Source organism: Chryseobacterium daeguense DSM 19388 (assembly GCF_000430825.1).
Classification (GTDB): domain Bacteria; phylum Bacteroidota; class Bacteroidia; order Flavobacteriales; family Weeksellaceae; genus Chryseobacterium; species Chryseobacterium daeguense.
Map to the genome: position 1 here is coordinate 1 of NZ_AUMT01000019.1, position 14,088 is coordinate 14,088.

The 14,088-nt window shown below is 34.8% G+C and carries 17 protein-coding genes; 6 read left to right on the forward strand and 11 right to left on the reverse strand.

Translation table 11 applies throughout. The features are described 5' to 3' along the window. The 3 genes from H560_RS0117970 to H560_RS23810 form a co-directional block, all read left to right on the forward strand. Positions 1-286, forward strand: a 286-nt coding sequence (locus H560_RS0117970; RefSeq protein WP_027380653.1) for an IS3 family transposase, incomplete at its 5' end; no start/stop codon positions are given. A gap of 140 nt (positions 287-426) precedes the next feature. After that, positions 427-666 carry a GLPGLI family protein gene (locus H560_RS23805; RefSeq protein ID WP_081414005.1) on the forward strand — a complete coding sequence of 80 codons (240 nt, stop codon included), beginning with the start codon at positions 427-429 and terminating at the stop codon, positions 664-666. A 205-nt stretch (positions 667-871) separates the two neighbouring features. After that, on the forward strand, positions 872-1,003 hold the full coding sequence (locus H560_RS23810; protein WP_394330268.1) for a hypothetical protein: 132 nt from the start codon (positions 872-874) through the stop codon (positions 1,001-1,003). Positions 1,004-1,150: 147 nt separating this feature from the next. On the opposite strand, the gene H560_RS0117980 is transcribed toward H560_RS23810, so the two are convergent. Next, entirely contained in the window at positions 1,151-2,683 is a 1,533-nt protein-coding gene (locus H560_RS0117980) for a trypsin-like peptidase domain-containing protein (protein WP_027381273.1), read from the reverse strand. 336 nt (positions 2,684-3,019) lie between these two features. Here H560_RS0117980 and trhO point away from each other — a divergent pair, with 336 nt between their 5' ends. Further along, positions 3,020-4,393, forward strand: coding sequence for an oxygen-dependent tRNA uridine(34) hydroxylase TrhO (trhO, locus tag H560_RS0117985; RefSeq protein ID WP_027381274.1), 1,374 nt, complete (start codon positions 3,020-3,022; stop codon positions 4,391-4,393). A 5-nt stretch (positions 4,394-4,398) separates the two neighbouring features. Beyond that, positions 4,399-4,977 carry a 5-formyltetrahydrofolate cyclo-ligase gene (locus H560_RS0117990; protein WP_027381275.1) on the forward strand — a complete coding sequence of 193 codons (579 nt, stop codon included), beginning with the start codon at positions 4,399-4,401 and terminating at the stop codon, positions 4,975-4,977. Here H560_RS0117990 and H560_RS0117995 read toward each other — a convergent pair. Beyond that, complete coding sequence (locus H560_RS0117995; protein WP_027381276.1) at positions 4,923-5,507, reverse strand: hypothetical protein; 585 nt, start codon at positions 5,505-5,507, stop codon at positions 4,923-4,925. The two genes, H560_RS0117990 and H560_RS0117995, sit on opposite strands and share 55 nt — an antisense overlap. Further along, positions 5,491-6,672: a hypothetical protein gene (locus H560_RS0118000; RefSeq protein ID WP_027381277.1), complete on the reverse strand. Its 1,182-nt coding sequence runs from the start codon at positions 6,670-6,672 to the stop codon at positions 5,491-5,493. The genes H560_RS0117995 and H560_RS0118000 overlap by 17 nt, the downstream gene beginning before the upstream one ends. 182 nt (positions 6,673-6,854) lie before the next feature. On the opposite strand from H560_RS0118000, the gene H560_RS0118005 reads away from it, so the two are divergent. Next, on the forward strand, positions 6,855-7,196 hold the full coding sequence (locus tag H560_RS0118005; RefSeq protein WP_027381278.1) for a hypothetical protein: 342 nt from the start codon (positions 6,855-6,857) through the stop codon (positions 7,194-7,196). A gap of 123 nt (positions 7,197-7,319) precedes the next feature. On the opposite strand, the gene H560_RS0118010 is transcribed toward H560_RS0118005, so the two are convergent. The 8 genes from H560_RS0118010 to H560_RS0118045 form a co-directional block, all read right to left on the reverse strand. After that, positions 7,320-8,087, reverse strand: coding sequence for a TrmH family RNA methyltransferase (locus H560_RS0118010; protein ID WP_027381279.1), 768 nt, complete (start codon positions 8,085-8,087; stop codon positions 7,320-7,322). A 79-nt stretch (positions 8,088-8,166) separates the two neighbouring features. After that, positions 8,167-9,672, reverse strand: a complete 1,506-nt coding sequence (gene rmuC, locus H560_RS0118015) for a DNA recombination protein RmuC (protein WP_394330269.1) — start codon at positions 9,670-9,672, stop codon at positions 8,167-8,169. Positions 9,673-9,727: 55 nt separating this feature from the next. Further along, positions 9,728-10,369 (reverse strand): hypothetical protein, encoded by a 642-nt coding sequence (locus H560_RS0118020; protein ID WP_027381281.1) that lies wholly within the window; start codon positions 10,367-10,369, stop codon positions 9,728-9,730. Between the two features lie 23 nt (positions 10,370-10,392). Next, entirely contained in the window at positions 10,393-11,148 is a 756-nt protein-coding gene (locus H560_RS0118025; protein ID WP_027381282.1) for a DUF5995 family protein, read from the reverse strand. 78 nt (positions 11,149-11,226) lie between these two features. Next, positions 11,227-11,820: a hypothetical protein gene (locus H560_RS23135; RefSeq protein WP_027381283.1), complete on the reverse strand. Its 594-nt coding sequence runs from the start codon at positions 11,818-11,820 to the stop codon at positions 11,227-11,229. 2 nt (positions 11,821-11,822) lie between these two features. Further along, complete coding sequence (locus tag H560_RS0118035) at positions 11,823-12,290, reverse strand: YciI family protein (RefSeq protein ID WP_027381284.1); 468 nt, start codon at positions 12,288-12,290, stop codon at positions 11,823-11,825. Between the two features lie 7 nt (positions 12,291-12,297). Continuing rightward, entirely contained in the window at positions 12,298-13,476 is a 1,179-nt protein-coding gene (gene pncB / locus H560_RS0118040) for a nicotinate phosphoribosyltransferase (protein WP_027381285.1), read from the reverse strand. Between the two features lie 96 nt (positions 13,477-13,572). After that, complete coding sequence (locus tag H560_RS0118045; RefSeq protein ID WP_027381286.1) at positions 13,573-14,049, reverse strand: Dps family protein; 477 nt, start codon at positions 14,047-14,049, stop codon at positions 13,573-13,575. Between the last annotated feature and the right edge of the window lie 39 nt (positions 14,050-14,088).

Here is a 14,088-nt window from a genome sequence, read left to right on the forward strand (position 1 = left end):
GTATGCGTGCACAGAATTTACGTCAATAGTCGGGAAAAATATTACCCGAAGTATGAGTGGAAAGGGAAATTGCTATGATAATGCTGTAGCGGAGAGTTTTTTCAAAACTCTGAAAACCGAACTTGTCTATCAAAATAAATATGAAACTAGAGACCACGCCAAAAACTCTGTGTTTGAATATATAGAAACATTTTACAACACCCAGAGAAGGCATTCAGCTTTAGGAAATTTAACCATAAGAGAGTATCAAAATTTAATGTCTAATCAATCTAAAAATGTAGCATAAAGAGTATATAAATTTTGTCTCAAAAATAGTTGCAAGTTCAATTCTGTATTTCAATTTCTTTTAAATAGACAGAAAGAGGAGTTCCTGCTCTTAGGTAGAAATTATTATACATTTGAAAGTCCTGATAACTTGATTGGCAAATTGATAATAAAAGTACTTCTACTATTGGAGGTTATAAATGCAATAAGGCATCTGTTAGTATAGGTGGGAAAAAGTTTATTGCTTGGTTTACCCATGATATACCAATTAGTGATGGACCATATAAATTTAGAGGACTTCCTGGACTAATTTTAAAACTTAATGAAGTAAACAACTATATCGGTTTTGAATTGATCTCTATAAATAAAACGAGTTTACCAATAGAACAAAAAAAGGAATAGTTATCACAAAGGAGCAGTATCTATCAAAAAGAGCGGAATATATCAATGATCCATATCAGGGTAAAGTCAATAATCCTGAATACAGAAAAATGGTAGAGGAAAACAAAAAAAAATACAATAACTCTTTAGAATAATTTAAATATTCTAATCTGCGAAATCAAAGTAAAAAAAATAAAAATATCCTACGATATTTATTACCGGAGGAATGAATGATCAACGAGTCGCGGTATGGGAGCCAGTAAAATTTGCTGCAAAATTAATGGCTAATGACTTATCAAATAATCCTATTCTTTTAAAAATAGATTTTGAAGGGGACATGGAGCAAATCTTCCTATAACTCAAATATATGCAAATATTGGAGATATATTTACCTTCGCTTTCTGGCAGCTTGGCCATCCGGATTATCAACCTAAAAAAAAACAAAAAAACGCTGCAATTTGCAGCGTTTTTTGTTGATATGAAATTAAGTTTAGTTGTTCTTTAATTAAGGCATTTTAAATCCTCTGGTATAGATCTGTCCGTAAGCATCTACAAACTTTACAGATACATTTCCGGAATATTTATCAAGGATTCTTTCAACATCTTTTTGAGAATTGACTGGTTTACCATTAATCTCAATCACAATATAATTATCCACAATTCCGATTTTAGCGATTTCGCTTCCTTCGGTTACATTTTTGGCAACTACACCGCTGTTTAAGCCATAATCAGTTTTGAATCTGTCGCTTAACGGTTCAAATTCTGCCCCTATTTTTTCGGTTACACTAAGGTCTGCTTTTGTTCTTGTAGAAGTTCCACCTTTCTGGTCTCTTAAGGTAACGGTTGCCGTATTTTCCTTACCATTTCTAAGATAAGTTACAGATACCTTATCACCAGGACGCTTGCTTCCGATAGCGATAGAAAGGTCTGCAAAATCAGTAACGGCAGTGTTATCAATTTTAGTGATAACATCACCTACTTTTAATCCTGCATCTTCCGCGCCGCTGTTATCACTGAATCCTCTAACATAAACCCCCGAACCTGGTTTAACATTAGCTTTTTTACTTCTATTATAATCGGCAACCTGCATGTCATTTGATAAATCTAATGATTGTACCCCAAGGAAACCTCTCTGTACAATACCAAATTTCTTGATATCTTCAACAATCTTTCTTGCCAAATTGGCAGGAACCGCAAAGCCGTATCCCTGGTAATATCCTGTGGTAGACTGAATCGCTGAGTTAATACCAATCAAATCACCGTTTGTATTTACCAAAGCCCCACCTGAATTTCCAGGGTTAATAGCTGCATCCGTCTGAATAAAGCTTTCAATCGGGTTAGCTGCTTTTCCCTGAGAACTTAAAATTCCTATTCCTCTTCCTTTTGCAGAAACAATACCAGCCGTTACTGTAGAATTTAACCCAAGCGGATTTCCTACGGCAAGAACCCATTGCCCTACTTCAATATTGTCAGAATTGGCAAAATTTAAATAAGGCAACCCTTTTTCTTCAATTTTCAATAATGAAATATCCGTATTAGGGTCTGTTCCTATCAATGTTGCGATATAAGATTTTTTATTACTTAAGACCACTTCCAGCTTACTGGCTCCGGCAACTACGTGGTTGTTTGAAATGATATACCCATCCGGCGAAATAATTACCCCCGAACCCATTCCTGAAGGCATATTATCCGGTGCCTGCTGTCTCTGTGGCTGTCTTTGCTGGCCTCTTCCCCCGAACGGATCGCCAAAGAAGAAATCAAACAGATCCTGTTCCGAAGCTCTGTTGTTTGAAGTTCTGCTTTGGTAGTTCTTAATCGTAACTACAGCCGGAACCGTTGTTTTAGCTGCTTTTACAAAATCATCACCTACTGCCGCAGAATTCATTCCTGCGAAAGAAACATTGGACGCTTTTGTAAAGTATGATTGGTCTCCGTTGTTGGAATCATTATTAAAGTATTGTAATGTTCCAACGGTAGTAGCTCCTGAAATAACGCCTACTACTGCGAATGGTAATAGTTTTTTTAAAGTACTCTTCATTGTATATCTTTCTTGTTAATTATTAATTATAATTTTTTTTCGTTTTATAGTAAACAAATTTAATGCTAAATAGGTAGCTTATTGGTATATAATGTTTCAATTTTAACTAAAATTTAACTACAATAACATTATTTTATGTCTTAACTGATAATTATTGACGGCAATTAACAAAACTTAAAATTTTATTAATGACAAAGTGTCAGACTATATGTAATGAGTAACGAGTAATTAAATATCATCTTATCGTTAAAATATATTCATTATACATTGCTTATTACTTATATTTTAAAAATCTTTATCTTTGCAAAAATTTTTCTCACTTAAAACGTTTATAGCATGCAACTGTATAACACCTTAAGCGCAGAAGAAAGAGCTCAGCTTATTGATGAAGCCGGTAAGGAACGCCTTACATTGTCTTTCTATGCGTATGCCAAAATTGAAGATCCCAAAAAATTTCGCGACGAATTATTTATAGCCTGGAATGCCCTTGATGCTCTTGGCCGTATTTATGTAGCCCATGAGGGCATAAATGCCCAGATGAGTGTTCCTGCCGAAAATTTTGAGGCTTTCCGGGATACGCTCGAAGTATATGATTTTATGAAAGGAATCCGTCTGAATGTGGCCATAGAACAAGATGATCATTCATTTTTAAAATTAACAATAAAGGTTAGAAATAAAATCGTTGCAGACGGGCTTAATGATGATACTTTTGATGTTACCAATAAAGGAATTCACTTAAAAGCAAAGGAGTTTAATGATTTGCTGGAAGATCCCAACACAATTGTAGTAGACTTCAGAAACCACTACGAAAGTGAAGTGGGGCATTTTGAAGGAGCTATTACTCCCGATGTGGAAACTTTCAGAGAAAGTCTGCCGATCATTAATGAACAGTTACAGGATTTTAAGGAAGATAAAAACCTTTTAATGTATTGTACCGGAGGAATCCGTTGCGAAAAAGCCAGTGCTTACTTCAAGCATCAGGGCTTCAAAAATGTTTTCCAATTGGAAGGCGGGATCATTGAATATACACGTCAGATTAAGGAAGAAGGTATTAAAAGTAAGTTTATCGGTAAAAATTTCGTGTTTGACCACCGTTTAGGTGAAAGAATTACTGATGATATCATTGCGCAGTGTCACCAGTGTGGAAAGCCTTGTGACAATCATACCAATTGTGCTAATGATTCCTGTCATTTGCTGTTTATCCAGTGTGATGAATGTAAGGCTGCAATGGAAAACTGCTGTTCTACGGAATGTCTGGAAATTACTCATTTACCTCTAGCCGAACAGGTCAAATTAAGAAAAGGCTTACAGGTTGGAAACAAAGTGTTCAGAAAAGGAAGATCTGAAGCATTGAAATTTAAAAAATCAGGAGAATTACCGGCTGTAAAACCTTTAGCAAAAGCCGAAACAAAAAATATCCGTAAGAAAATAAGTACTAAAAAAATATTGCTTGGAAAAGCAGAACATTATTATTCTAAATCAAAAATTGCACAGTTTTTAATTGAAAATAAAGAGCTGTCAGTAGGAGATAAAATATTGATTTCCGGTCCTACAACAGGTGAGCAGGAAATTGCAATCACAGAACTTTATGTAAATGGAGCACCTTGTGAGACGGTACAAAAAGGAGACCAGATTACATTTGAACTTCCATTCAGGGTTCGTCTCTCTGACAAATTATATAAAATTATTACACCCTCTGAAACCGCATAAACATTATGCTGAAATCTGAGATCAGGAAAAAATATATGCAGAAAAGAAAGGCCTTGTCAACTGATGAGGCTTTCTTGTTATCAGGGAAAATTTTTGAAAATTTTATCAATTATTTTAACCTTGCTTCTAATCAATCAGCACATATTTTTATTCCGATCGAGAAATTTAATGAAATAAATACTAACATTTTTATTGATTATTTTTTAAGCCGAAACATCAGGGTTTTTGTTCCGAAAGTTGTTGATACAAAGTTGATTTCAGTAGAAATATTTAATGATACAAAATTCGAGATCAATTCGTGGGGTATTTCCGAGCCTGTTTCCGATGAAGACTCCGGTATTTTGGATTTTAATTATGTCATCACACCTTTAGTATATTGCGACTCCAAAGGAAATAGAGTAGGCTATGGAAAAGGATTTTATGACGGCTTTTTTGAAAGTATTTCGGGTGATACAAAAAAAATCGGAATTAATTATTTTAACCCCGATGAAAATATCGATGATGTCTGGGAAAATGATATTCCGCTGGACTATCTTGTAACGCCTACTGATGTGCTGTCTTTTTTGAGAAGGGGTTTTGAATAAAAATCTAAAAAGAAAAATTTAAACTCATTATTAGTATTCGGTGTAGATACTAATATATATTGAGCATTTTTCTCGAAAGAACCCAATGATTTATTCTTATTATCAAAATATTCTACATTGAATCTTGCAAAATCCAAAGTGTCCTTTTTATAAAAGTCTTTATATACTTCTAAAGTGCTTACCTTTGCACTTTTTACCTTTAAGCTATCCAGTTCGCTAAATAAGTTCCTGAAAGTCAGGCTGTCCGGTTTGTGAAAATAACTCTGCATTTGGGAATAGATTACAGTGTCAATTTCCGTATTTCTGTTTCCGGAAAGGTACAAAGTGGAAAGATCCAGTAATTCCTGCACTTTTTGTTTTGTGATGAGGTTGATAGCCTGTGCGCTATCCATCTGTACTGCAGGATAAGTCTTTGTATTCGTACTGTTTCTGAGCTTGTCCAGATCACTTATTTCCGTTTTTTTATTATTACAGGAAACAAATGCCAGGAGCAATATTGCAAAAGTTAAAAAATTATTTATTCTTTTCATCTGTGGTTGCAATTTTAAATTTAATTGAGATGATCTTTCCTTTATTATCCTTTTTCATTTCTATCACGCTTAGATTTTTTAATGATGTAGTAGGAGTGGTTACCAGTGTAATATATTTTTGCTTGTCAAGTCTTTCGATACCATATGTGTTATTGTCATAAACCTGATAGATAACTGCATTATTGCTGATTAAATTCTCCAGCTGGTTTCTTTTCTGCTTGATAAGCGTCAGCTGTTCCTCTTTTGGGGCGCCTGTAACATCTTTAATTGAGAAGTAATAAGCCGCCATCTTGTAATCATCAGGCTTCAGCTCTATCATTTCTTCATCCGGAGCATTCTCCAGGCTTCTGTTCACCTCCATGTATTCATAGAATGGTGCGCTGATCTGCATTTTAAGGTTCTTATCTTTTGTGGAATAATAAAAGCACTCTCCCGGTTTTATCTTATAAAGAATAGGGGATTCGTTTTCCTTGATCACTTTTATTTCCAGAGTATTTATTACTCCAACTCCCCGGTCTGCATCCGTAAAACAGTATTTATAAGTTTTGGAAAAAATTTCATCCTTGAAACCTAAAAATCCGGTAATCACGATCAAAACAGAAGTTACGAGGATCCATGCGTTCTTTTTAAAGAAATTTTTGTCGGATTTTACGCTTCCAAAATCAGAGGATTGCACTAATTCTGTTTTTTGATTAATTAATTGATTTTCAGTAGCTGATTTTTGTAAATCGTCGGTTTTAGGGGCTGATAAATCTATTTTTTTGGGATGAATTTCGGTTTTTGGAAGGTCAGGAGCATTTGAAACTGTTTTTTCCAATTCCTGCATGTCTTCTTCTGTGCTATCTTCGTCATCAGTGAGTAATTCTCCTGCGAAAAGGTGTTGCTTTTTGAATTCATACCATGAGTCGTATCCCGCATAAATACTCAATAAATTAAGCATGTCAATCCTTGGAAGTTTTGTTACGGGAGAAGATTTGAAATAGGTATAAAAAGATTTTTCGCTGATGTTTCCTTTTGCTTTTTTACGAAGATCTTCTTGGAAATATATAATATCGATGCCCTTCCATTTTGATATATCATCAAACGAAGGGGTGTATTCTTTCAAATATTGAGCCTGCACATCCTTTTTCAGCTGCTCAAAGTGTAATAGATCTAAATCTGTCAATTTATTCTAAGTGATTAATTAATTGATTATCAGTTGTATTTATTTGTAAAATGATTTTACAAAGGTATTACAATTATTTTTCCTAAACAAATTTTCTATCTGCTATACCTTTGTCTTGTTCAAATAACAGAACAGAGAAAGATTTTATAAAACAATATTAACAAAATTAAATTTAATTTATTATGAAAAAGTCATTATTCGTAGCTGCTATCGCTGCAATCTCTTTAGTTGCTTGTAAAAAAACTGAAGCTACTTCTACTGAAGGTGGTGCTGATTCAGCTGCTGCTGCTACTACTGATTCAGCTGCTGTTGTAGTTGATTCAGCTGCTAAAGTTGTTGATTCTGCTGCTACTACTGCTGTAGATGCTACTAAAGATGCTGCTGCTGCTACTACTGCTGCTGGTGCTGATGCTGCTAAAACTGCAACTGAAGGTGCTGCTGACGCTGCTAAAGGAGCTGCTGATGCTGCTAAAGGAGCTGCTGATGCTGCTAAAGATGCAACTAAAGACGCTGCTAAGAAATAATTTTAGCTTACGCTTTAAAAATAAAAGAACCGCTCACCCAGTGATGCGGTTTTTTTATGTCTGTTATTTGATAAATAATCAGCAATAGGTAATGAGCAATCAAGAAACAACCATGAAGAAAAACTATCCTTTCTTTTGCTTCAAGGTTTCGTAGCATGTAATCGCTACTGCATTGCTCAAATTCAGAGAGTCGATACTTCCGGACATCGGGATCAATGTATTTTTACCTTTTCCTATCCAGAAATCACTCAGGCCTGAATGTTCCGTTCCGAATAATACCGCAGATTTTTGCTTGAAATCTCTTTTATAAAGGTCTTCCGCATTTTCATCCATAATTGTGGTGTAAATATTAAAAGAATTTTTTTTAAGAAATTCCAATGTTTCTGAATTTTCTGCCTGGAAAATCTGCATTCCAAAAAGACAACCAACGCTAGATCTGATTACATTTGGATTGTAGAAATCCGTTTTACCGTCTGAAACAATAAGTGCATCTATTCCAAAGGCTTCGCAGCTTCTCAGAATAGCACCCAGATTTCCGGGTTTTTCAACTCCTTCTACGATAATAACTGTAGAATTTTCTTTGGGTTTAAATGTAGAAAGGTCTGATTCTTTTGTTTTATAAATCCCGATAATTCCTTCTGAAGTTCCACGATACGCAATTTTCTCATAGACTTTATCACTTACCAAATGTATTTTGCCTTTTGGAAGTTCACTCTGGAAGATATTTTCACAGATAAAAAATTCTACAGGTTCAAAGCCAAATTTCTGAGCCCTGTCATTTTCCTGCTGCCCTTCAACCACAAAAACCTCGGATTTTTTCCTGAATCTGTTGTCCGTAAGGAGTTTGGTAATGTTTTTTATTTTATCGTTTTGAAAGCTTTCTATTAACATTCGGCAAAATTATGTAAATTATTGTGATCTAAAAAGAAAACCCCAGTCTGGGACTGAGGTTGATTTTAATTGTTATGTTTTATTCCGTGATATCCAGTGAAATCTGTGAATTATCAATCAAGCTTTGAGGCAGGTCTTTTTTATTTTTGATCCCTAATGATTTTAATTTTTGAGTCTGCGTTACCAGATTATCGTTTCCTGTTGAAAGCTGCTTGTAAGCATCATTGTACACATTTTTTGCCTGGTCCAGGTTTTTCCCAACTTTCTCTAAGTTTTCAACAAATCCTACAAATTTATCATATAGTTTTGCCCCTCTATCCGCAATTTCCATAGAATTCCTATTCTGATATTCACGTTTCCAAAGATCTGCAATCAATTTTAAAGACGTAATTAAATTGCTTGGGTTCAATAGTAAAACTCTTCTTTCATAAGCATAATTCCAGAGGTTCTGATCTGCCTGCATTGCTGCAATATAAGCCGGCTCGCTCGGGATGAACATCATCACAAAATCCAAAGATTTTCCGTAATCGTCATACGCCTTCTGGCTTAGCTGGGTGATGTGGTTTTTAATTGATGACAAATGCTGGTTTAGCTTCATTACATAAACATCCTGATCATTTTCATCCACTAATTCCGTGAAAGCGGTCAAAGAAACTTTTGAATCAATAATTACATTTCTTTCGTCTGGATATTTCACAACCGCATCGGGACGCATTTTTTTGCCGGAAAATTCTGAAAACAAGGCTTTGTTGTCCTCATCACGAAGCTCATGCTCGAGGAAATATTCACGCCCTTTTACCAGTCCGGATTTTTCAAGGATGCTTTCAAGGATCATTTCGCCCCAGTTTCCCTGAGTTTTACTTTCTCCTTTTAATGCTCTTGTCAGCTTTTTGGCGTCTTCCGAAATTTGTTGGTTCAGCTCTGCCAGCTCCTTTACTTTTTCAGCCAGGGAAAAACGCTCTTTATTTTCCTTTTCATAAGCTTCATTTACGCGATTTTTTAAGTCGGTAATTTTTTCCTGGAAAGGTTCAAGGATTGTTTTTAAATTATTTTGATTTAAAGTGGTGAATTTTTCAGTTTTCTCTTCCAAAATTTTATTGGCCAGATTCTCAAACTGCAGTTTAGATTCCTCCTGGATTTTTGTGATTTCCTCTTTTTGAGTTTCCAGGGATTTTTGTAAACTTTCATTGATGGCCGAAAGCTCAGAATTTTTTGCGAATATGGTTTGTTTTTCCGTTAAAAGGCTCTCAATCTGGGAAGTTTGTTTTGCATTCAGCTGTTTTTGTTCTGAAAACTGAGCGTTCAACGAAGAATGTTCGGCAGAAATTTTTGCGAACTCATTTTTAAGATCATTCAGAAGATCGGTCTGCTGTAGATTAAGCTCCTTTTCTTTAGTTATGCTTTGCGTTAATTCCTGAATTTTAAGATTGGAATTTTCTAAATCCGAATTATTTTTAATATGTAAATTATTCAGTTCATCATAAGAAGTCCTTGAAACCATCGACGATTTCAATACAAAATACAAAATAACCGCTCCAAGAATTCCTCCGGCAATAAATCCGATAATTAAATATGTCATCTCCATTTTTCAAAATTACAAAAAGGAAAGTGGATTTCTTTTATGGAAACCCGTAAAAATTTTACCAAAACTTCCACCACTTTTTTTCCGGTTTGTTTTCAATAATGGCTACCGGATATGGCTGGCCGTTTATTTCCATTAATTTGAATAGAAGATTATCAAAAATATTAAGATTAAAGTTTTGGTGAGGCTCAACAATAAGTTTTGAAACTCCTATTTTAGTCTCTGGATTATAATTTTCCACTCTTGCCCAAATGAGTTCGGGTGTGTTTTTATTATTGATCAAAAAAATCTGAATGTCATCAGGAAAACCAGGAGTTCTGAACTTATCGTAATCTTTCTCTTCTCTGAAAGATTTTAAATCATCGCGTCTGTATGATTCAAGATAGGCTGGGATTCTGGCCCCTAACTTTTTCACCATTTCATCCTCTGCCAATTGAAAATCTGTTTCATAAAAATCCTCAAATCTTATAATTGCCCGTGATTTATCTGCTTCAAGATCTTTACTAATATTAAAATCTCCGTTATCTTCTGTGAATAATTTTAGTATATCAAGCGTAATTCCCTCTTCATGGTCTATGTAGGTATATCCAATAAGATTTTCGCCATTATAGCCCGTAAGTAAAGTTGACAATAAAGGAAATCGCCTGAAGTTTTCAATGATGATAAATTGATTCCAAAGTCGTGTAGAATTTTCGGTCATCGATCTATTTTAGATTTATTGCATTAAACATTTTTTGTTGAAGCCAAAATTTCAATATTCTTCGCCACATCGTTGCTTTCGCACTTTTTTAATTCCTTCAATAAAGCAGGAGTTATTATTTTTGGGTTTAAAATTTGAGTGGCAACTTTCGCAGCGGCATAATCTACAATACCGATAACAGATTCCCTCAGGAAATTTGGTGTATTGGAGGCGATAACTGCTGTAGCCCAAGAGGTGTCCCTGGCTTTTGAAATGGCAAAATCCAAGACTGCATTATCTTTCCCGTTTGAAATCTTATCAATTAAATCTACGGGATAACAGATTTTATTTAATGATTCCTGAACTTTTTGATTAATGGAAGCGATAACATTATTAATATTCTCAAAATCTTTTTTCAAGGGATTAATTTTCCTGTAAGGCATAATAGATGCTGCTGATATTCCAAGATCAAGATTAATATGAGCATTCATGCCCAGAAAAATATGCTGTAATATGAGGAGGTTTTTATTTTTTGCAGCTTCAAAGGCTATGTACCAGGAATTTGTACATTTTTTTCCTTTGGAATAAGCATCCCATGCTTCAAGATATCTTGTAGCAAAAGCGATGTCGAGTAATATCATTCTTGGATTGTCCTCAAATTTTTTCTGCTGGATTCCTTTCAGCACCTGAGCGGTCATAATTCTGTAAGTACAGGCAAAATAGCCTGCCGGGCTTTGATTTTCTTTCGCCCAGATTACAATTTCGTCCAGTCGTTTCAGAACTTCTTCTATGGTTTTCATGGTAGTTTTTATTTTGATAAATATAAGAAAACCTCACAGAATTTGTGAGGTTAGGTATATGAATGTTTATTATTTCCTTTACATAAAAACGAACATAATAATATAGGCAAAATTCAAAAGTGTAGCCAAAAAAGTTGCAATAAATACAGTCAGATTTTCCCTTGTTTTTTTAGTAAATAATCTGATAATAAAATAATTGATTATATAGGCCGGAACCAGCAAAAATAAATGAAAAACAATTAATTCATTAACCGCAATAAGGAGTGAGGACATTATCAAAGTGCTTATTGATGAAGCGATAAATATGCCTGCAAAGCTCCGTACAATTATATTTAAATCAACTTTTAAATTGTCAATATTATATTTAATCTGATAATATTTTGTGTGGACAAGGATTTTAATTTCTTTTTGAGAAAGTATATTTGAATCCAAAAGTGAAAAGCATTCTTCTTTAGATCGCTTATTCATATAATGCTGATGAATTTCTCTAATAATTCTATTCCTTTCATCCAATATTTTCCTTTGATTCTCAATTTTATCCTGAAAATCTTTCAACGAACCACGTTGTGTAATTTCCTCAAGGAGTTCATCGCTTATTTTTTCCTGATAGTCTATTTGATTTTTATAGGATTCAATTAAATCTTGTTCAGAAAAACTACTGTAAAAGCCCATTCTTAAGGATTCTCTTTCGCAATCTCCGCATGATGCTTCAGATATGTCGGCAGTGCTGCTGATCCGTACCACGGGAAAATTTCATAATTGAAAACCCCGGCCTGAACAGCGGGATCGGTTTTTACCCATTGCTCTGCTTCTTCCTTGGATTTTGTATTGAAAATGAACATTCCGCGGTAGTTTTCTTTATTTTGTTCAAGAAAAGGTCCTGCAACAGTTATTTTTCCTTCGTCTGCAAGCTTCCCGATGTTGGCAAGGTGTCCTTTCATAAGCTCACCCATTTTTGCTTTGTCTTCAATTTTCGTTGAACCTGATGTCAGCATCACGATGACGTAAGGCTTCATTCCATACTTGTCGGCACCAAGTTCGGTGGCGAGCTGCTGATTGAATTTCGGTTTTTCTGCTTTCTTTTGAGCGAATGAAAAACCAACTGCTAAAAGGGATAATACTAAAATAATTTTTGCTTTCATTTTGTTTTTAATCTTTAATTCTTAAAAATTCTTTTGCTAATTCTATCATTTTTGGATCTCCTGTGTATTTTCCATGTTCGTCGGAAAGTTTCACGGTTGGGATCCATTCCTGATTCGGAGCCTGTACTCCGATTAATTTCATCACAATATTCATTGGTTTTAAGCCAACGTCATTCGTAAGGTTTGTTCCGATTCCGAAAGATACGCCAATTTTTCCGCTACAGTAATTGGTGATCTCTTCTACTTTTTCAAGATTCAGGGCATCGGAGAAAATGATATATTTAAATAAAGGATTAATTCCGTGTCTTTGATAATGAGCAATTGTTTTATCTGCAAATTCCAATGCATCTCCACTGTCGTGACGTACCCCGTCAAAAAGCTTGGCAAATTTTTTATCAAACTGCTGGAAGAAAACATCGGTGGTATAAGTGTCTGAAAGGGCCACTCCCAGATCTCCTCTGTATACATCTACCCAATGTTCAAGAGCTAATTCGTTGGCCATTTTGAATCCATATTCTGCAGCATGGAACATGAACCATTCGTGAGCATGGGTTCCGATAGGTTTTACACCGTATTTCATCGCAAAATGCACGTTAGAGCTTCCTATAAAAGTTGAATCCTTTTTTTGTGTTAAAGCTTCCATCACCAGGTTCTGAACTTTGTGTGAATGTCTTCTTCTGGTCCCAAATTCTGCAAAATTTACCCCAAGTCTCGCCAAAATATCTGCTTTTTCAAGGGTTTTGCTCATTACTATTTCGTTTGAATCCCTTTCCATGTGGTTCATTTCGTAATGCAGCTCACTGATTAAGGCTAATAATGGAACTTCCCAAAGAATGGTACGGTACCAGAGTCCTTCCACTGTTACAGACAGTTCTGTCCCGTCCTGATGAATTTTTACTTCAGAAGGATCATAATGATAGCCTTCTAGAAAATCAAGATAAGGCAGATCAATGTACGGACATGTTCTTGCCATGAACTTTTTTTCATCTTTGGTTAATTTAAGCTCTGCCATTTTATTCACGGCTTCTCTTAATGCTGCATCAAATCCTTCCGGAAACTGATGCTTTCCTCTGTTGATAAACTCATATTTTACGATAGAGCTTGGGAATAATTTTACCACGGCATTCTGCATGGTTATTTTATAGAAATCATTATCCAGGATAGAATTCAAACGTACGTCGTGCATGATTGTGTAATTTATACGCAAATTTAATAAATAAAAATAAAATCGCCTAAATGTAAGACGATTTTTTTTAATATTTTCTGATGAAATATATTATGTTTACTTTCCAAGGTAAGAGTTGTACATCCAGACTTCTTTTTCCTGTTCTGTAATGTAGTCGCTCATCTGGGAGTTTGTACCTTCATCGCCGGCTTCAGCGGTAATGTCCAGCAATTCTCTTTGTAAATCAATGACAACTTTAAATGAGTTTAAAATATTTTCAACGCTTTTCGTTCCATTGCTTACTTCCTGGCTTTCTTTAATGGTTGCCACCTTCAGATAATCAGAATAGTTGTGTGCCGGTGTAGCTCCTAAAGTAAGGATTCTTTCAGCAATTTCATCTATTTTCAAAACGAGGCTGTTATAAAGCTCTTCGAATTTCGGGTGCAGCGTGAAAAACTGATCACCTTTGATATTCCAGTGAGAGCCTCTGGTGTTTTGATAGAAAACAGAATAGTTAGCTAAAAGTACATTCAGCTTTTCTGAAATTTTTTTGCAATCGTCTTCTTTCAGGCCGATAATGTTCGCATTTTTCATAATATTCAGTAGTTTATTTTTTATAATAGCAAATTTACA

Coding starts and splice junctions, on each gene's coding strand:
- H560_RS23810 (WP_394330268.1), top strand. CDS start 872: ATGAATGATCAACGAGTCGCGGTATGGGAGCCAGTAAAATTTGCTGCA.
- H560_RS0117980 (WP_027381273.1), bottom strand. CDS start 2,683: ATGAAGAGTACTTTAAAAAAACTATTACCATTCGCAGTAGTAGGCGTT.
- trhO (WP_027381274.1), top strand. CDS start 3,020: ATGCAACTGTATAACACCTTAAGCGCAGAAGAAAGAGCTCAGCTTATT.
- H560_RS0117990 (WP_027381275.1), top strand. CDS start 4,399: ATGCTGAAATCTGAGATCAGGAAAAAATATATGCAGAAAAGAAAGGCC.
- H560_RS0117995 (WP_027381276.1), bottom strand. CDS start 5,507: ATGAAAAGAATAAATAATTTTTTAACTTTTGCAATATTGCTCCTGGCA.
- H560_RS0118005 (WP_027381278.1), top strand. CDS start 6,855: ATGAAAAAGTCATTATTCGTAGCTGCTATCGCTGCAATCTCTTTAGTT.
- H560_RS0118010 (WP_027381279.1), bottom strand. CDS start 8,087: ATGTTAATAGAAAGCTTTCAAAACGATAAAATAAAAAACATTACCAAA.
- rmuC (WP_394330269.1), bottom strand. CDS start 9,672: ATGGAGATGACATATTTAATTATCGGATTTATTGCCGGAGGAATTCTT.
- H560_RS0118020 (WP_027381281.1), bottom strand. CDS start 10,369: ATGACCGAAAATTCTACACGACTTTGGAATCAATTTATCATCATTGAA.
- H560_RS0118025 (WP_027381282.1), bottom strand. CDS start 11,148: ATGAAAACCATAGAAGAAGTTCTGAAACGACTGGACGAAATTGTAATC.
- H560_RS23135 (WP_027381283.1), bottom strand. CDS start 11,820: ATGGGCTTTTACAGTAGTTTTTCTGAACAAGATTTAATTGAATCCTAT.
- H560_RS0118035 (WP_027381284.1), bottom strand. CDS start 12,290: ATGAAAGCAAAAATTATTTTAGTATTATCCCTTTTAGCAGTTGGTTTT.
- pncB (WP_027381285.1), bottom strand. CDS start 13,476: ATGCACGACGTACGTTTGAATTCTATCCTGGATAATGATTTCTATAAA.
- H560_RS0118045 (WP_027381286.1), bottom strand. CDS start 14,049: ATGAAAAATGCGAACATTATCGGCCTGAAAGAAGACGATTGCAAAAAA.